The sequence below is a fragment of the Stutzerimonas stutzeri genome (genome assembly GCF_051028275.1).
GTDB lineage: Bacteria > Pseudomonadota > Gammaproteobacteria > Pseudomonadales > Pseudomonadaceae > Stutzerimonas > Stutzerimonas stutzeri_AS.
Genome location: NZ_CP069269.1, coordinates 1,472,562 through 1,490,233 on the forward strand (window position 1 = coordinate 1,472,562; position 17,672 = coordinate 1,490,233).

Below are 17,672 nucleotides of genomic sequence, written 5' to 3' on the forward strand. Positions count from 1 at the left end.
CCGTGGAGCCGTCAATTGTCGGGAGTTACATCAGTGAGTTGCCTCTGGATGAACAGCAACGCCAAGCCCTGATCCGAGACCTGGACGAGGACAGTAGCGGGCTGGAAGGGATTCATCGGGCTCTGGACCGGTCGGTGCCGACTGCCAGCGACGTGGAACCGAGCGAAAATGACCTGCTCGGTTCGGTACCCGCTCGGTTGAAACTCGGTTGGGGCGAAACCCTGGAGCGTGCAAAAGCGCTGACGCGTGATCACCAGGGGCGCGTTTGTATCCAGTCGACACCGCCCATCGTCCGCACCCGCATGGTGCCGGAGCCGTGGCACACCAGCGTGCTGCAACTGAGCTGGTGGCGCTTGCTGCGCAAGAAGAACCGCACCGTGGAGATGCCCCCGGCTCAATCCGTTGATCGGTCGGGCTGGCGCAAGATGGCCGCGTTCCGCCGCACGACCCTGCTGGTGCTGATGTTGGTGCAGACCGTAATCGCGACCTGGCATATGAAATCGGTGCTGCCGTATCAGGGCTGGGCGTTGATCGATCTGCAGGAGGTGTTTCAGCAGCCCCTGCAGGAATCGGCACGGCAGATCCTGCCGTATGTCGTGCAGACCAGCATATTGCTGTTGTTTGCGTTGCTGTTCTGCTGGGTTTCGGTGGGCTTCTGGACTGCGCTGATGGGCTTCTTTCAGCTGCTCAAGGGGCATGATCAGTACAACATTTCGGCCAGCACCCTTGGCGATGAGCCGATCCCACGCGAGGCGCGTACGGCGTTGGTGATGCCGATCGCCAACGAAGATGTGCCACGCGTGTTTGCCGGGCTGAGGGCGACGTTCGAGTCGCTCAAGGCGACGGGTCAGCTGGAGCACTTCGACATTTTCGTACTCAGCGACAGCAATGATCCGGATACGTGCGTGGCCGAGCAGAGGGCCTGGCTGGAGGTCTGTCGGGAAGTCGATGGCTTCGGTCATATCTTCTACCGGCGTCGCCGCCGTCGTGTGAAGCGCAAAAGTGGCAACATTGACGACTTCTGCCGTCGCTGGGGCAGCAGCTATCGTTACATGGTGGTGCTCGATGCCGACAGCGTGATGAGCGGCGACTGCCTGACCAGCCTGGTGCGGCTGATGGAAGCCAATCCAGGCGCCGGGATCATTCAGACAGCGCCCAAGGCTTCGGGGATGGACACGCTGTATGCGCGCATGCAGCAGTTCGCCACCCGGGTGTATGGCCCGCTGTTCACGGCCGGACTCAATTTCTGGCAGTTGGGCGAGTCCCACTACTGGGGCCATAACGCGATCATCCGGGTGAAACCGTTCATCGAGCACTGCGCCCTGGCGCCGTTGCCCGGCAAGGGGGCTTTCGCTGGCGATATCCTGTCCCATGATTTTGTCGAAGCGGCGCTGATGCGGCGCGCGGGGTGGGGCGTCTGGATTGCCTATGACCTGCCGGGGAGTTACGAGGAGCTGCCGCCCAACCTGCTCGACGAGCTCAAGCGCGACCGCCGCTGGTGCCACGGAAACCTGATGAACTTCCGCCTGTTTCTGGTCAAGGGCATGCACACAGTGCATCGCTTCGTGTTCCTGACGGGGGTGATGTCCTACCTGTCGGCACCGCTGTGGTTTGTCTTTCTGGCGCTGTCGACTGGGTTGTTGGCGATCCACACGCTGATGGTGCCGGAGTACTTCCTGCGGCCGAATCAGCTGTATCCCTTGTGGCCGCAATGGCACCCGCAGGAAGCGATCGCGCTGTTCTCGGCGACCCTGACGCTGCTGTTCCTGCCCAAGCTGCTCAGCGTTCTGCTGATCTGCATCCAGGGTGCCCACGAATACGGCGGTCGCGTCAGGCTGGTGGTCTCGATGGTGCTGGAAAGCCTGTTCTCGGTGCTGGCCGCGCCGGTGCGCATGTTGTTCCACACGGTATTCGTGAGCGCTGCTTTCCTCGGTTGGTCGGTGCAGTGGAAATCACCACAGCGCGCCGACAATGCAACGCCCTGGAGCGAAGCCTTGCGCCGGCACGGTCCCCAGATGTTGCTGGGAGTGCTTTGGACGGCGCTGGTTGGCTGGCTGGACCCTTCGTTTCTATGGTGGCTGGCACCGATCGTGGTATCGCTGGTCCTGTCTGCGCCGGTATCGGTGATTACCAGCCGCACTGGCCTCGGGCTCGCGGCGTATCGCCGTAAGCTGTTCCTGATTCCGGAGGAGTTCCAGCCGCCGCAGGAACTGGCATCGACCGACCGCTACACACGCGAGAATCAGGCCAACGCCCTGGCGAACGGTTTTATCGCAGCCACTGTCGATCCGATCTACAACGCGCTGGTATGTGGGATGGCTCGGGCGCGGCACGCCAAAGTCGTTCCCGGTGCCGTGTTGCTGCGCGAACAGCGCATTCAGCAGATCCTCGATGCCGGCCCGACTGGTGCTGCCGAAGCGGCTCGCTGGCGCTTGCTGAACGATCCGGACGGGATGGCGCAGCTGCATCTGCGGGTCTGGCAGGATGAACGCCATCAAGCGTGGCGCGATGCCTATCGTCAGTCCGATATCGCCTGAACGTCCGGCGCCGGAGCCGTCGCACCGCAGGGATAAGCTGAAAAACGTTCGTGGCGTCTGATACAGACGCCAAGAAGCATCAGTGATGGCTTTGGGTGAGGAGGGATCGACCGATGGGTGATAATCTTCGGCTGAGTCCTTTGTCGCCGTGCGTGTGGGTAAGCGTCTGTGCCTGAAAACTCGGCGTCCACGCAGCTGGATCAACGGCGGCAGAGGCCAGATAGCAGATGCACCTGCCTGCACTGAGCAGGCAGGCGCGGAGGTTTTTCGGCCCGACTCATTTTGCCGGATAGTCGGCCAGCACCAGGTCGGATCCTTCGGTGGTCAGGCCGATCACCTGATAGGCCTGAGCCGGCTGGCCGTAATCCATGCCGGGCGAGCCTGCCGGCATGCCCGGCACAGCGATACCTAGCAGGTCCTTGCGTTGCTGCAGCTCACGGATTTGTGCGGCTGGTACGTGGCCTTCTATGAACCTGCCGTCGATGACGCCTGTATGGCAGGAGCCCAGCCGCGGGGCAACACCCAGGCGTTGCTTGACCGCCGACATGTTGCTTTCAACATGGTCCCGGACTTCGAAGCCGTTTTCCTGCAGGTACTTGACCCAGTCCTTGCAGCACCCGCAGTTGGCGTCCCGGTGCACATCGATGACATCGGCAGCGTGCACACTGCCGGCGACGAACAAGGCTGCAATGACCGCGACTTTGGATTTGATGAAACGCATAACTGCACTCCTTGATGAAATATCAACGGCAACCACAACCGCTACCGCAACCTGTTTGCAGTGATAGGGGAGGGGTAGCCTGGTTCGCGAGTTGAGCGGCATAGCCTGCGTCATGCAGGGCGGCGATCAATTGAGCCTTGTCAGGGTTTCCATCGACGCGAACCAGCCCGCTCTGAAGATCGACTTCAACACTGTCAACGCCGGTAAGGGTGTTCAGCGCCTGGGTGACGTGTCGCACGCAGGCGCCGCACGTCATGCCTTGAACCTGAAGCTGGGTGGAATTCATAAGAAACCCTCCGTTGATACCGGCCAGTCCGGCTAGGCTTGATCATCAACCTTGCCCTAGTGGCAAGGTCAAGCTGCTTCAGGTCATGCTTCGTCTGGTTAACAAAAAACAGCCTGGCTCGGTTTCGCCAGCGGCCGCACCATCCAATCGATGTCCAGCACTGGCCAATTCAGGCTTTACGTGTTTGCATCGAAATTCCGCTCCATTTGGAATGGCGCCGGCTATTCGCCCGGCAATCAACGCAGCGGATGGAGGTTTCATGAACATCGAACGATGCGAACACCTGATCGACTGGACCAGCCAAGCCCATACCCGGCTTTCAGACTGCATGGCTGAAGGCGCAAATGATCGGGGTGACTCGTTGGCCAAGATGCTGCTGGTTTACCTCGCCCAGCACGAGCAGGAGCTGACCCGAACGATCGGGCGAATCAAGGAGCACGCAGATCCCCAAGCACTGCAAGCCCACCTGCAGGACGCCGTTCGGCAAGACATGCTAACGCTGGATCTCGACAGCGAGACTTATGCGCAGATGAGTGTGACCGAGATTTCCCGCGAGATATTCGCGGTCCATAACCAGATCATTGACCTGTATCGCTCGTTGCAGAACAGAGCCGGGCTGGGCAAAGCAAGCGGCTTGCTTGACGAAATGCTGAGGCTCGAAGAACAGGAAACCATGCGGCTTGCGCAGCAGGTCAATCGCATGAACGAACTCTGACCAAGGGTACGGCCGTCAGACTACGTACCGCGAGATCGCCACGAAGTGCAGCAGACTGCCTGCCATCACGAACAGATGCCAGATGCCATGCCAGTGACGAAAGCGCTGATCGTAGGCAAAGAAGATGATGCCGACCGTGTAGAGCACGCCGCCAGCAACCAGCCAGACGAAGCCGGCAGTACCGAGTGCGGCGAGTAATGGTTTGACCGCGACCAACACGATCCAGCCCATCACGGCGTAGATGACGACCGATAGCACTCTGGCTTCGGACCTTGGCTTTATTTCCTGCAACATGCCGATCACGGCGAGCGACCAGACGATCCCGAACAGCCACCAACCCCAGCTGCCTCGTAGGGTCACCAGGCAGAAAGGGGTGTAGCTGCCGGCGATCAGCAAGTAGATCGAAAGGTGATCAAGCTTCTGCATCACCGCTTTGGCGCGCCCGCGTACGCTGTGATAGAGCGTCGACGCGCTGTAGAGCAACACCAGCGTGCATCCATAGATGGTGACGCTGACAATCTTCGCCAGGTCGCCGTCCAACGCCACCTTGACCAGCAACCAGACCGTTCCGATCAAGGCCAGGACGCCTCCAGCCAGGTGCGTCCACGCGTTGAATCGTTCTCCGTGATACATCGTGGCTAAGCCTTGCGCCGTCTTTAAATCAATTGCCTCATCAGCATCCCAAAGACCTTCTTCGCTACGCTGGTGGCAGCCTGTGCTGGGTCCTGACGGATGCTCGCTTCCTGCTCGGCTATGACCGTGAACAGCCCTTCAAGTGCCTGCTCGGTAACGTAGCCTTCCACCGAGCCGTAGCGCGGATCGACCGCGCCGAGCCCGGATGCCTTGCCGGCCAGGGCATTGTATTGCTGAGCGACGCCGACCTTGTCGGTAGCCTCCTTGATGATTGGCAGAAACTTCGCACGGATCTGCTCGCGGCTGGTCTTGTTTAGGTACTGCGTTGCAGAGTCGTTGCCGCCCGCAAGGATCGCCTTGGCGTCCGCAACGGTCATTTTCTTCACCGCATCCAGCAGCAGTGACTGCGCCTGCGGCACGGCTCTTTCTGCGGCCTTGTTCATGCCGTTTTCCAGCGCTTCGACCTGAGCGCCCATCCCCATCATCTTCAACATGCGTGAGGCCTTGCCGATGTTGCCGGGCAGCTCGATTCTCACGTCGGGATCATTGCTGAATCCGCCCGGCTGACCAAGCTGCTGCACGGCGACCTGGGTACCCTGGCTGAGCGCATCTTTCAGCGCCTGGCTGGCGTCGCCCTGGCTCAGCTCGGGGAGCGAGACGGCGAGGACGTTGGCAGAGACGAGCAGGTTGAGAATGAGCGTAGTGGTGCGGAGCATGGAGCATTACCTTCCGATTGGAATAGGGCGACCGTCAAGCGTTCGATTAGCGTGATGCTAGCCGATTGCTGGGCGCAACGCAGACACCTCCTGGTTCGTTCCTGGGGCATGCGAGCGAGACATGGCAACGCCAATGCGCTACCGTTTCGCTTCATCCATGGCCGCACGAGCTCTCTGCATGATCCGACCCTGTCGCCCCGAGGACGTAGAGCCGATCCTGACGATCTGGCTCACGGCGTCGATCCGTGCTCACCACTTTGTCGATCCCAGCTTCTGGAAATCTAGGCTCGACGCTATGCGGGATACCTACTTGCCGGCCTCGCAGACCTGGGTCTACGAGCGCGAAGGATCGATCCAAGGTTTCGTCTCCCTCGTCGATCAAGTACTGGCCGCCATTTTCGTATTGCCAGCGGTTCAGGGCTCCGGCATTGGGTCGGCATTGATCGAGCACGCCAAGACCCAGCGTGACTACCTGCAGCTCAACGTCTACACCGAGAACACCGCCAGCATCGCCTTCTATCGCCGGCACGGTTTCGAATCGCTGGCCGACGGCTACGACGAGCACACCGGGCATGCGGAGATGACGATGGCCTGGCGCCGCGAAAAGGAATGTCAGCTCTCTGGGACGGTTTCGTCCGCCTCGTCCTGATGCCGCTCAAGCGCTACCTGGCGGATCGACAGGCGGATCTCTGCAGGTAGTACACGCTTGGCAACGCCTTCAGCCAGCTCGCCGAGCTTGTCGTGGTAGCCGAGCTTGCCGTGTTCGTCCTGACGCAGCACGTCCTGGTGTTGCAGGCTCTTGATGAAGTGACGGAACAGGCTCTTATCGAAGAATTCGGGCGCATTCAGGCCATGCAGGATCGACAGTCGCTGGGCCATGACCGTGCAAAGATTCTCTAGTTCTTCAGCGTTCAGGGTGTGCTGTCCACTGTTGAGCAGCAACGAAATCGCCATGTAGAAGCGCTGCAGGGTTTGGACGATGACTCGTGCCAACAGAGTCAGCAAAACGAACTGACGCGAGCTGGGCGCTGGGCGCACGTAATTTGCACCGTCGAGCTTCAGTAGCCCTTGCTCGACGAAGGCGGCGAGCCACTGATCAACGACCGCTTCCAGTTCTTCCGGCTCCCAGCGGATGAAGAATTCGGCGCGCAGGTAGGGATAAAGCGCCTCGGTAAAGCTCAGGATCTGCTCGCGGCTGATTCGAGAGCTGCTCTGGAAAAAGCTTGCCAGCAACGCCGGTAGGGCGAAGATGTGCATCACGTTGTTGCGGTAGTAGGTCATCAGGACAGCGTTCTGCTCGTCCAGATAAAGGATGTTGCCCAACGCGTCCTTTTGTTCAGCGAGCAGGTCGAGGTCTTTCACGTAGTCGACGAGGCTGTCGCCGTTGCCGTCTGGCAGCGTGGTATGCGGCGAGTAAGGTACGGTCCGCAGCAGGTTCTGGTAGAGGTCAAGGATGCGTATCAGTGACCGCCGGTCCAGTGCCTGGCGGCTGGTGGAGAGCATCGCGAGTGCGACCAGATTGACCGGATTGACCGCAGCCGCCTCGTTGAGCCGCTGGGCGATCCGCTCCGAGAGGCGATTGGTGGTGTCGTTGAGCCACTCCGGACGGAAGTTCGGTGCGAGATCCTGCTGACGCCAGCCGGGTTGTTGCTGGTCAAGAAATTCGTTGAGCTTCAGTGGTTCGCCAAAGTTGACCCAGACCTGGCCGAAGCGCTGCTTCAGCGCCCCGATGACCTTGAAGATATCGAAGATCGATTCCTTCTTTTTGGCTGCACCACGCAGCTCACCGAGGTAGGTGCGACCTTCCAAGACTCGCTCATAGCCTATGTATACCGGCACGAAGAGAATCGGCAAACGGGAGGAGCGTAAATAGCTGCGCAAGGTGATCGCGAGCATGCCGGTCTTCGGCTGCAGCATGCGGCCGGTACGTGACCGCCCGCCCTCGACGAAGTACTCGACCGGAAAGCCACGGCTGAACAGGGTGTGCAGGTACTCGTTGAATACCGAAGTGTAGAGCGGGTTACCCTTGAACGAGCGCCGCATGAAAAATGCGCCGCCGCGGCGCAGCAGGCTGCCGATTACGGGCATGTTGAGGTTTATTCCGGCGGCAATGTGCGGCGGTGTCAGGCCGTTACGGAACAGCAGATAGGAGAGCAGCAGGTAGTCAATATGGCTGCGGTGGCAGGGCACATAGATCACCTCGTACCCCTGCACGGCTTCCTGCAATGGCTCAAGATGATTGACCCGGATGCCGTCATATATCTTGTTCCAGAACCACGACAGCACCACCTCGAGAAAGCGCACCGCGGTGTACGCATAGTCCGAGGCGATTTCGTTGCCGTAGCGCAGGGCACGGGCTTCCGCCTTTTCCAGCGAAATGTTCTCGCGCTCGGCCTCGTCCTTGATTGCCTGGCGTACCTGAGGTGTATGTACCAGGCCCTTGACCAGATTGCGACGGTGCGACAGGTCAGGCCCGATGACAGCAGTCTTCTGATTGCGAAAGTGGACCCGTAGCATCCGATGCGCCATGCGTAGGGTGCGCTCATGGCCTTTGTTCTGCGCGACCAGCTCGTTGAGTTGGATCGGTGCGGAAAACTGCACGCGGGTCTTGCGACCCAGCATGACGATGCTGAGCAATTTGCGCAACCGGCCGGTTACCGCCCAGCTGTCGGCGAACAGCAGCTTCCAGGCGCTGGTTTCGCGATCCGGCGAGCGGCCCCAGAACACGCTTACCGGAATGATCTGCGCATTGTCGACCGCGTTCTGTTCCAGTGCCCCGACCAGACGTACCAGCGGCTCAGGCGTGACCGCCCGTGTACGTCGACCAAACCAGCTGGCCGCTGGGTTGAGAAAGATGAATGCAGCCGGCTCGATGTGATTACCGACCTCCACATCAGCCACTGGACGCGGCAAGCCTGCCTTGTTGCACTCGTGATCGAGTACCGCAAGGTCGCTCAGGGAGGCGCGTTGCAGCACGTAGAAAACCGGCTTGCTGCGGTCAAGCTTGAGCGTAAGGGCCGACTGATTGATGGTCTCCGAGCGAACCCAGACATACAACAGACGGCGAACGAGGGAGAAAAGCAGGCGACGGATAGGAGAGCGAGTCATACGGCAGATTCGAGCGTGGACGGGTTAATTCCCGGGAAGCGCGCAAGTGTGCCGCAACGCTGGTCGCCGGGCAAAGCCGCTGTGGTGTTGTCGGTCATTTCTGCCAAGCTGGCCCCCGCATAAGTGTGTCTTGCATCGTTCAGGCTAGCCTGCGCCAAGAGAGGTGTTTGTTTGTGATGCGAATCGGAATTAGCACGGGAGAAAGCAAAGACGAGACGGTTCAGCGCGCTCTATACTCACTCGGTACGGCTGAAATCTGCTTGTCACGGCTGCTGCGCTACATTGGGTGCTGGCGGTGACCTTCGACGGGTCAGGCCTGTTCGTCCCTCCCCGAGCGGGAATAATAAGAATCGAGTTGGAGAAGTAGGATGGCTGAGCGCGAGACCGGAACCGTCAAGTGGTTCAACGATGCCAAGGGTTATGGGTTCATCCAGCGGGGCAGTGGCGCGGATGTATTTGTGCATTACCAGGCGATTCGTGGCGATGGCCACCGCTCATTGGCAGAAGGGCAACAGGTGGAGTTTTCGGTTACCCAGGGCCAGAAAGGTCTCCAGGCCGAGGATGTAGCCGGGCTTTGAGTGCCGGTTATTAGCGAGACAGTGAGAAAGCCTTGGCCTTGGTCGGGGCTTTTCATTTTGAGCGGCGATAACCGAGTGGGTTAGACCAGGCAGCGCTGCCGGTGACGGAGGTCATGCCGCAAGATTTCGAAGCGTTGCCATCTAAAAGCGAACCCCGCCGAGGCGGGGTTCGCTATGCACCGTGGAGCCTTGTTTACATGTTGGGGTAGTTGGGCCCCCCGGTGCCTTCCGGCGCAACCCACACGATGTTCTGCGAAGGGTCCTTGATGTCACAAGTCTTGCAGTGAACACAGTTCTGCGCGTTGATCTGGAAGCGTTTGCCACCCTCGTCGTTGTCTAATACCTCATAGACACCTGCCGGACAGTAACGCTGGGCCGGTTCATCGTACATCGGCAGGTTCTTCTCGATCGGAATGCTAGGATCGATCAGTTTGAGGTGAACCGGCTGCTCCTCTTCATGGTTAGTGTTGGAGAGAAATACCGAGCTGAGCTTGTCGAAGCTGAGCTTCCCGTCCGGCTTGGGGTAGTCGATCTTCTTCGACTCGGCAGCTGTCTTCAGGCACGCATAGTCGGGCTTGGTGTCGTGCAGCGTGAACGGAATCTTGCCGCTGAAGATGTTCTGATCGATGAAGTTGAACGCGCCACCCTTGACGGCGCCCCACTTGTGGATCGCTGCGCCGAAGTTGCGGCTGGCATATAGCTCCTGGTAGAGCCAGCTGGCTTTGAAGCCTTCTTCATAACCCGTCAGTTCGTCACCGCCGTCACGACCGGCGAACAAGGCGTCCGCCACCGCTTCGGCCGCCAACATGCCCGACTTCATTGCGGTGTGACTGCCTTTGATCTTGGCGAAGTTCAGCGTACCGGCATCGCAACCGATCAGCGCGCCGCCGTTGAATACCATCTTCGGCAGCGAATTGATGCCGCCCTTGGCGATTGCCCGGGCGCCGTAGGAAACGCGCTTGCCACCCTCCAGGTACTGCTTGATCACTGGATGATGCTTGTAGCGCTGGAACTCGTCGAACGGCGAGAGGAACGGGTTGCTATAAGACAGATCGACGATCAGACCGACCACCACCTGGTTGTTCTCAAGGTGGTAGAGGAATGAGCCGCCGGTGTTGTCATCGTCCAGCGGCCAGCCTGCGGTGTGTACCACCAAGCCTTGTTCATGCTTGGCCGGGTCGATGTCCCAGAGTTCCTTGATGCCAATCCCGTAGTGCTGTGGATCGACGTTCGCGTTGAGCTGGAACCGGTTGATCAACTGCTTGCCAATATGGCCGCGGCAGCCTTCGGCGAACAGGGTGTACTTGGCGCGTAGCTCCATGCCCGGCGTGTACATGCCTTCTTTCGGGTTGCCTTCGCGGTCCACGCCGAGATCGCCGGTCAATATGCCGCGAACCACTCCCGCTTCGTCGATCAGTGCTTCCTGAGCCGCAAAACCCGGGTAGATCTCGACACCAAGGTTTTCGGCCTGCTGTGCCAGCCAGCGGCAGAGATTACCCAGGGAAATGATATAGTTACCTTCGTTATGCATGGTTTTCGGAACCAGTGCATTGGGCAGCTTGCGAGCGGCTTCGGCGCTCTTGAGCAGGTAGATGTCGTCACGCTTGACTGGGGTATTGAGCGGCGCTTCCAGCTCTTTCCAGTTGGGAAAGAGTTCATTCAGCGCACGTGGCTCGAACACAGCACCAGACAGAATGTGGGCGCCTACTTCGGAACCTTTCTCAACGACGCAGACACTGATTTCCTTTCCAGCATCAACGGCGCGTTGCTTCAATCGGCAGGCAGCGGACAGGCCCGCGGGGCCGGCGCCGACGATGACTACGTCGAATTCCATGTATTCGCGTTCCATTGGCTATCTCCTACTCAAGGCTTAGTTGTTTTTTAGATAGTGGAGGGCTGGATCGTATCCCTGACCAAGCCGAGCTGCCGCATTATATATAGCCGTCTGATTCGGTCCAATACAAACGTTTGTTTGAATTTCTTCCAAGCCTGATAGACTCTGGAAACTGCGGCTTATGACTGGGTATTTGCGTTGTTGACCCCAGCAGTTGCCTGCAGTCAAGATACGGGCAGTTTTGTGCTCGCCGAACAGGTCCGATGGCTGAAATGGCGGCCCGGCCTTGAGCATGGCTCGGTTCGCCTCGGCGAAATTCTATTCACCGGAGAGTAACGAGGAATCCATGAAGATTCTTGTAGCTGTCAAACGAGTGGTCGATTACAACGTCAAGGTCCGCGTCAAGCCGGACAACTCCGGCGTCGACCTCGCCAACGTCAAGATGTCGATGAACCCCTTCTGCGAAATCGCCGTTGAGGAAGCCGTACGCCTGAAAGAGAAGGGCGTCGCAAGTGAAATCGTCGTGGTTTCCATTGGTCCGACCGCTGCTCAGGAGCAGCTGCGCACCGCGCTGGCGCTCGGTGCCGATCGCGCCGTGCTGGTCGAATCCACTGAGGAACTCAATTCGCTGGCCGTTGCCAAGCTGCTGAAGGCAGTTGTAGACAAGGAGCAGCCGCAGCTGGTGATCCTTGGCAAGCAGGCCATCGACAGCGACAACAATCAGACCGGTCAGATGCTCGGCGCGTTGACCGGGTTCGCTCAGGGTACGTTTGCCTCGAAAGTTGAAGTGTCCGGCGACAAGGTGAACGTTGAGCGCGAAATCGACGGCGGCGCACAGACCGTTGCGCTGAACCTGCCGGCAATCGTAACCACCGACCTGCGTTTGAACGAGCCGCGCTACGCGTCGCTGCCGAACATCATGAAGGCCAAGAAGAAGCCGCTGGAAGTGCTGACCCCGGATGCGCTGGGCGTAGTCACCACCTCCACCGTCAAGACCCTTAAAGTGGAAGCGCCGGCTGCACGCAGCGCCGGTATCAAGGTCAAGTCGGTCGCAGAACTGGTCGAGAAACTGAAAAACGAGGCGAAGGTAATCTAAATGACTATCCTGGTTATCGCTGAACACAACAACGCCGTTCTGGCTGCAGCCACCCTGAATACCGTGGCCGCGGCCAAAGCAATTGGCGGCGAGATTCACGTGCTGGTCGCAGGTGCCGGTTGCGCTGCGATCGGGGAAGCGGCCGCCAAGATTGAAGGCGTTTCCAAGGTTCTGGTCGCGGATGATGCTGCATACGCGAACCAGTTGCCGGAAAACGTTGCGCCGCTGATCACTGATCTGGCCAAGAACTACAGCCACGTGCTGGCCGCTGCAACCACCAACGGTAAAAACTTCCTGCCGCGCGTTGCCGCCAAGCTGGACGTGGATCAGATCTCCGAGATCATCGCCGTTGAAAGCGCTGATACCTTCAAGCGTCCCATTTACGCTGGCAACGCCATTGCAACTGTGCAGTCGAGCGCACCGATCAAGGTCATCACCGTGCGTGCGACCGGCTTCGATCCGGTCAATGCAGAGGGCGGTTCGGCTGCAGTCGAACAAGTGTCCGGCACTGGCGATGCTGGCGTTTCGGCGTTCGTTGGCGAAGAGCTGGCCAAGTCCGATCGTCCTGAGCTGACAGCAGCCAAGATTGTCGTCTCCGGTGGTCGTGGCATGCAGAACGGCGACAACTTCAAGCATCTGTATTCGTTGGCCGACAAGCTTGGTGCTGCTGTTGGCGCCTCGCGTGCAGCGGTCGATGCCGGCTTCGTGCCGAACGACATGCAGGTCGGCCAGACCGGCAAGATCGTCGCGCCGCAGTTGTACATCGCGGTGGGCATCTCCGGAGCGATTCAACATCTGGCGGGCATGAAGGATTCGAAGGTTATCGTCGCGATCAACAAGGACGAAGAAGCGCCTATCTTCCAGGTCGCTGATTACGGCCTGGTTGGCGATCTGTTCCAGATCCTGCCGGAGCTCGAAGAGCTGGTGTAACCGAGCAGCTTGAAAAAAACCCGCTATTAGAGCGGGTTTTTTTATGGGCACCTTGGCTGCGCTGGCCAGTGTTAACATCCCTGCAGACCCGAGAGAGGGTGTATCCCATTCCGAACGATGAGGTTTTCCATGCGTTGTGCCGTTCCGCTGAAGTCCGCTTTGCTCGCCTTGCTGCTGGCTACACCCTTCTCGGTGCATGCGGCAACTGCGAAGTGTGATCGGCTGATTGCGACCGGAGGCGCAGAAAACCCCCCGTTTCTCTGGCGAGACCCGCAAAATCCCAAGCGGCTGATAGGGGCGAATGCTGATCTACTCAAAAGGATCACCGACGCTCTCGATCTGAAGCTCGAGGTGCTCTATACCGGAGATGCGGCCAAGGCGCTGGAACAGGTGCGCAGTGGGCAAGTAGACGTGCTGGCCGATGCAGTGCTATCACCAAAAGAACTGGCGTATCTGGACTTCGTCCATCCCTCGATCACGCCCTTGCAGATATCGGCGTGGGTAGGTCAAGCACCCCCCTTTCTATACACCGATCGCGATGACCTTGTAGGTCGCTCGGGCACTTACGTGGCGTCTCCGCGTACGCACAGCGCGTTCGAGCGTTACGCCAAGGAAAACCTCAGCTTGCGCTCCACTTCGAACTTGAGCGGGGCCCTGAAGACGCTGGTGGACGGCAAGACAGACTATGTTTTGCACGAGCGCTACAGCACCATCGCCCACGCGGCCCGGCAAGGGCTCCTTGCCGAGATTCAACGACTGGACCCGCCAGTCTTCAGCGGTGGTATGCATTTCGCCGTGGCTCATGATTCAGCTTGCAATGGTCCTTGGTTGCGCGGACAGCTGGCGATAAAAATGACAGAATTGCGCGCCGCGGGAATTCCTCAGCAACTGCTCGTAGACAATATCGAGCGCTGGAAGCAGCAGCCGCCGACAAGCAATTCGCAACGCTAGGGTCATTCACTTGATTAGACATCTTTGCTGCACGCTTTTACTGACTGCAGTGGTTGGTTGTGCCAGCGATCCGGCACCCACCGAACAGTTGCGCCTCACCGAGCAGGCAGTGGTCCAGGCGAGGGGTGTAGGCGCATCTGAACAAATCCCGGAGCTTGCGCTGGCCGAGCAGAAGCTTGCGGCTGCGACAGAAGCCATGAAGGGTGAGCGATACCGGGAAGCACGGCTGCAAGCCGAGCAGGCGGAACTGGACGCCCGGCTGGCCGAGGCTCGTGTACTCAACGACAAGAGCGAGCAGGAATTGGCTGAGTTGCATCGTCGTATCGCGCGGATGCGCGAACAGCTGGGGGCGTTACAGTGAAATCGGCTTTTAAGACAATTGGCCTGCTGGTCACGCTTGGCGGACTGCAGGGCTGCGCTTCGTCGGAATCGTTGCAGCATCTGGAGCAGGCGGCGGCTGCGTTCGAGGGTATCAGCGAAGAGCCCCACATCCTTCAGGACGCGCCCAAGGATATGGTGCGAGCGGGCGAGTCGCTGGCCCGAGCGAAGCAATTCGCGGGCTATTGGGGCAGCACCGACGATGTCATTCACTATGCCTATCTCAGCAAGCGCTACAGCGAGATTGCCCGGCAGCACAGCGAACAGATTCAGAATCAGCGCCGCGCTACTCAGTTGAGCATGGAACTGGACCGGCTGCGCCTTGCTGTTCAGGAGGCCAAGCTGCTGAGTATGCAAAGCCAGGACCGGTGGCTGGAGGATCAGTTGATCAGCCTTGCGGCCGCTGAAACCGATCGCGGTCTGGTCATGACGCTGGGGGATGTTCTGTTCAGGGCGGCCAGCTCCGAGTTGGATGCCTCAGCCAACCGCACCTTACTCAAGGTCGTGCATTTTCTGCAGCTCAATCCAAAACGCAGAGTCCGGATCGAGGGTTATACCGACAACCGAGGCGACGCGGCCGAGAACCTTGCCCTGTCCAAAGCCAGGGCACAGGCTGTAGGTGACTTCATCCAGAGTATCGGAATCGATGCTGGGCGCATCGAGATCGTTGGCTACGGTGAACAACATCGCATTGCCGAGAACGCCTCGGCGCGCGGCCGGGCACAAAATCGTCGAGTCGAGATTCTTTTCTCCGATGAAAATGGGCAGCTGAGCAGCCCACGTTGAGTTTGTGTGCGTAAAGGTAACTGACTGTGTCGGCGAGTTAGCTGCCAACTGTATTGGTCGTGCATAACAGGGTTGTACTACTGTTATGGTTCAGTTGGCGGAGTCGGACAATATGACCAATCTGTTGCTATACCAGCGTATTGCCCATCAGCTTGCTGAGGACATTCGGCGAGGCGTCTATCGTCCGGGCGAACGAGTACCGTCTGTACGCAAGATGAGCATGCAGCTGAGCGTCAGCCATGCGACCGTGCTGCAGGCTTACGCCAATCTTGAAGACCAGGGGATGATTCGGGCTCGCCCGCAATCAGGCTTCTATGTCCATCACACACCCGCGCTGACCGCACCCACGCCGGACATCGCTCAGGTTGAGCGGCCAACGCTGGTCACCCGCAGCAGCATCATCAACGAGGTGCTCAGCGACTCGCGTCGCGAAGGGCTTATCCCGTTGGGCGCCGCCGTTCCACACGTCGATTATCTCCCCGTAAGGGCTCTGCATCAGCAGCTGGCCAAGGTCACCCGCTTTCAGAGCCAGCGGGCGTTCAGCTACATGTTCAGCCCGGGCTATGAACCCTTGCGGCGGCAGGTGGCGATTCGTATGCGTGACGCGGGGGTCGTCGTTGGCCCCGATGATGTCGTGATCACCCACGGCTGTGTCGACGCGCTGCAGATGTCGCTCCGTGTCCTGACCAAGCCCGGCGACCTGATCGCGGCGGAGTCGCCAAGCTACTATGGCTTGTTGCAGTTGGCCGATCTACTGGGGCTGAAAGTCATCGAGATTCCTTGCGACCCGGATACAGGGATGAGCCTCGAGGCGTTGCAGCTTGCCGCCAGCCAATGGCCGATCAAAGCGTTGGTTTTGACCGCGCGATTGAGTAATCCGCTGGGCGGAAGCATGCCCGATGCGCGCCAGAAGCGTTTGCTCAAGATGGCCGCCAGTTTCGACATTCAAATCGTGGAGGACGATATCTACGGTGAACTCATGTTCGATCCGGGCTCGATTAAGGCACTCAAGTCGAACGATCTCGATGGTCGCGTGATCTACTGTTCAAGCTTTTCCAAAACGATTTCTCCCGGCGTGCGTATAGGTTGGATACTCCCCGGCCGCTACCGCGAAGAAATACAGCGTTTGCAAACGTTCAGCACGCATTCGGCGTGTAGCGTGACGCAAATGGGCGTTGCCGCTTATCTGGAAAATGGAGGCTACGACCGACACCTGCGTTATATCCGTCATGAGTACCGCAAGAACCTCAGCGTGTTCCAGCTGGCGGTTCAGCGATATTTTCCTGACGGGACGCAGATGACTCGGCCCACAGACGGATTCATCCTGTGGGTCAGCCTGCCAGCGCGGATAAACACCAAGCAACTGCACGTGCAGGCAATGGAGCGGGGCATCAGCATCGCGCCGGGGTTGATCTTCAGCAACACCGAGCAGTTCAACCACTGCATACGGCTCAATTGCGCTCTGCCGTGGACCGCCGAAGCTGAAAGGGCGCTGAAGACATTGGGTGAGCTTGCCGGGGAGCTTTGTCGACAATCGAACTAGGACGGAGGAGGGCGGAACATGAGATGGCTGTTACTGTTGGCGATACCGCTTATCGCCGCGTGTGACGGGGAGAAGGTTCCTGATGATCCGGTGCTCCCGGAGCCGCCGAAGGTCGAGTCCTCGCCAATCGCGGCCGTTGCGCCGGCAACTGCCAAACCCGAGCCGGACGTCCAGGACGCGCCTGTAGAGATCAAGATCGATCTCGCGCCGGTAACGGCCGGAGAGTCCGAGCAGCTGCCGTCCGAGCGAGTCGTACCGCCACCCAAGCCAAAGCCCGCTGTCGCCGCCGCGTCGAAGAAAAAGGTCGAGGACGTCGAGCTACCAGATCCGGAACTTGATCTGAGCCTTCCGGATGATTGGTCCGAAACGCTTGAACCTGCGGAGGAGGCGACGTCAATGAACCTGCTACCGCCCCTGTTCGAGTCGAGCAAGGACTCCCGTTTGCAGCTCAGTGGTGAGCTCCTGCCGGGCGCCGCTCAGGACGAAGCCATCATCGATGGGGCTCAGATCAATTTCGAGATAAAGCGATAAGCCGGATATGTGCTGATCAGTGTCGTGGCGTTTGTATCAGGCCACGGCTTGACTGAACGATGCGTCCGATTCCTCGACCGGCAGGGGATGGCTCACGTGAAACCCCTTCGTTCCTCAACAAATCATGCCTGGTGAGCTTGTAGCAAGCGCACCTATGCACCTAGCGATCCCGAGCGTCCTGAGCGTCTGCTTCGGCGTTGCGTTGAGCGATGCGCTGTTTTTGTTCGTCAGTGAGCGGGATCTTGCGGGCACCGGCGCGGAGCATCAGCAAGCCTCCGACAATCGTACCGATCACAAGGGCCAACAGCAGCCAGATGTACCAAGGCATA

The 17,672-nt window shown here is 59.3% G+C and carries 18 protein-coding genes; 11 read left to right on the plus strand and 7 right to left on the minus strand.

Annotation, left to right across the window (positions count from 1 at the left end; all coding sequences use genetic code 11):
• The first annotated feature begins 2 nt into the window (after positions 1-2).
• On the plus strand, positions 3-2,537 hold the full coding sequence (gene mdoH, locus JQR87_RS06740) for a glucans biosynthesis glucosyltransferase MdoH (protein ID WP_407291452.1): 2,535 nt from the start codon (positions 3-5) through the stop codon (positions 2,535-2,537).
• A gap of 277 nt (positions 2,538-2,814) precedes the next feature.
• Here mdoH and JQR87_RS06745 read toward each other — a convergent pair whose 3' ends face one another.
• Positions 2,815-3,258, minus strand: a complete 444-nt coding sequence (locus JQR87_RS06745) for a DUF411 domain-containing protein (protein WP_407291451.1) — start codon at positions 3,256-3,258, stop codon at positions 2,815-2,817.
• A gap of 22 nt (positions 3,259-3,280) precedes the next feature.
• Positions 3,281-3,544, minus strand: a complete 264-nt coding sequence (locus tag JQR87_RS06750; RefSeq protein WP_407291449.1) for a heavy-metal-associated domain-containing protein — start codon at positions 3,542-3,544, stop codon at positions 3,281-3,283.
• A gap of 259 nt (positions 3,545-3,803) precedes the next feature.
• Between JQR87_RS06750 and JQR87_RS06755 the strand changes: the two genes are divergently transcribed.
• Positions 3,804-4,259: an ATPase gene (locus JQR87_RS06755; protein ID WP_407291447.1), complete on the plus strand. Its 456-nt coding sequence runs from the start codon at positions 3,804-3,806 to the stop codon at positions 4,257-4,259.
• A gap of 15 nt (positions 4,260-4,274) precedes the next feature.
• Here the strand turns inward: JQR87_RS06755 and trhA are convergent, their stop codons facing one another.
• Together trhA and JQR87_RS06765 are read right to left on the minus strand one after the other, a co-directional pair.
• On the minus strand, positions 4,275-4,892 hold the full coding sequence (gene trhA, locus JQR87_RS06760) for a PAQR family membrane homeostasis protein TrhA (protein WP_407291445.1): 618 nt from the start codon (positions 4,890-4,892) through the stop codon (positions 4,275-4,277).
• Between the two features lie 23 nt (positions 4,893-4,915).
• Entirely contained in the window at positions 4,916-5,608 is a 693-nt protein-coding gene (locus JQR87_RS06765; protein WP_407291443.1) for a DUF4197 domain-containing protein, read from the minus strand.
• 178 nt (positions 5,609-5,786) lie between these two features.
• Between JQR87_RS06765 and JQR87_RS06770 the strand changes: the two genes are divergently transcribed.
• Positions 5,787-6,257 (plus strand): N-acetyltransferase, encoded by a 471-nt coding sequence (locus JQR87_RS06770; protein ID WP_407291442.1) that lies wholly within the window; start codon positions 5,787-5,789, stop codon positions 6,255-6,257.
• Here the strand turns inward: JQR87_RS06770 and plsB are convergent.
• Positions 6,221-8,716 (minus strand): glycerol-3-phosphate 1-O-acyltransferase PlsB, encoded by a 2,496-nt coding sequence (gene plsB / locus JQR87_RS06775; protein WP_407291441.1) that lies wholly within the window; start codon positions 8,714-8,716, stop codon positions 6,221-6,223. The genes JQR87_RS06770 and plsB overlap by 37 nt on opposite strands.
• Before the next feature lie 368 nt (positions 8,717-9,084).
• Between plsB and JQR87_RS06780 the strand changes: the two genes are divergently transcribed.
• Complete coding sequence (locus JQR87_RS06780; protein WP_122164305.1) at positions 9,085-9,294, plus strand: cold-shock protein; 210 nt, start codon at positions 9,085-9,087, stop codon at positions 9,292-9,294.
• A 193-nt stretch (positions 9,295-9,487) separates the two neighbouring features.
• Here the strand turns inward: JQR87_RS06780 and JQR87_RS06785 are convergent, their stop codons facing one another.
• The gene (locus JQR87_RS06785) at positions 9,488-11,143 is read right to left on the minus strand and encodes an electron transfer flavoprotein-ubiquinone oxidoreductase (protein ID WP_407291438.1); all 1,656 of its coding nucleotides are present in this window, start codon (positions 11,141-11,143) and stop codon (positions 9,488-9,490) included.
• 331 nt (positions 11,144-11,474) lie between these two features.
• On the opposite strand from JQR87_RS06785, the gene JQR87_RS06790 reads away from it, so the two are divergent.
• From JQR87_RS06790 to JQR87_RS06820, 7 genes are all read left to right on the plus strand, one after another.
• Positions 11,475-12,224 carry an electron transfer flavoprotein subunit beta/FixA family protein gene (locus JQR87_RS06790; protein ID WP_407291436.1) on the plus strand — a complete coding sequence of 250 codons (750 nt, stop codon included), beginning with the start codon at positions 11,475-11,477 and terminating at the stop codon, positions 12,222-12,224.
• A complete protein-coding gene (locus JQR87_RS06795) occupies positions 12,225-13,154 on the plus strand; it encodes an electron transfer flavoprotein subunit alpha/FixB family protein (protein ID WP_407291435.1) in 930 nt (309 codons plus the stop codon).
• A gap of 129 nt (positions 13,155-13,283) precedes the next feature.
• Positions 13,284-14,105, plus strand: coding sequence for a substrate-binding periplasmic protein (locus JQR87_RS06800; protein WP_407291434.1), 822 nt, complete (start codon positions 13,284-13,286; stop codon positions 14,103-14,105).
• Between the two features lie 10 nt (positions 14,106-14,115).
• The gene (locus JQR87_RS06805; RefSeq protein WP_407291433.1) at positions 14,116-14,466 is read left to right on the plus strand and encodes a DUF4398 domain-containing protein; all 351 of its coding nucleotides are present in this window, start codon (positions 14,116-14,118) and stop codon (positions 14,464-14,466) included.
• Positions 14,463-15,269, plus strand: a complete 807-nt coding sequence (locus JQR87_RS06810) for an OmpA family protein (protein ID WP_407291431.1) — start codon at positions 14,463-14,465, stop codon at positions 15,267-15,269. The genes JQR87_RS06805 and JQR87_RS06810 overlap by 4 nt, the downstream gene beginning before the upstream one ends.
• Positions 15,270-15,381: 112 nt before the next feature.
• The gene (locus tag JQR87_RS06815) at positions 15,382-16,812 is read left to right on the plus strand and encodes a PLP-dependent aminotransferase family protein (protein ID WP_407291429.1); all 1,431 of its coding nucleotides are present in this window, start codon (positions 15,382-15,384) and stop codon (positions 16,810-16,812) included.
• Between the two features lie 18 nt (positions 16,813-16,830).
• Positions 16,831-17,343 carry a hypothetical protein gene (locus JQR87_RS06820; RefSeq protein ID WP_407291428.1) on the plus strand — a complete coding sequence of 171 codons (513 nt, stop codon included), beginning with the start codon at positions 16,831-16,833 and terminating at the stop codon, positions 17,341-17,343.
• A gap of 160 nt (positions 17,344-17,503) precedes the next feature.
• On the opposite strand, the gene JQR87_RS06825 is transcribed toward JQR87_RS06820, so the two are convergent.
• Positions 17,504-17,671, minus strand: coding sequence for a DUF2897 family protein (locus JQR87_RS06825; protein WP_407291426.1), 168 nt, complete (start codon positions 17,669-17,671; stop codon positions 17,504-17,506).
• Position 17,672 lies beyond the last annotated feature (1 nt).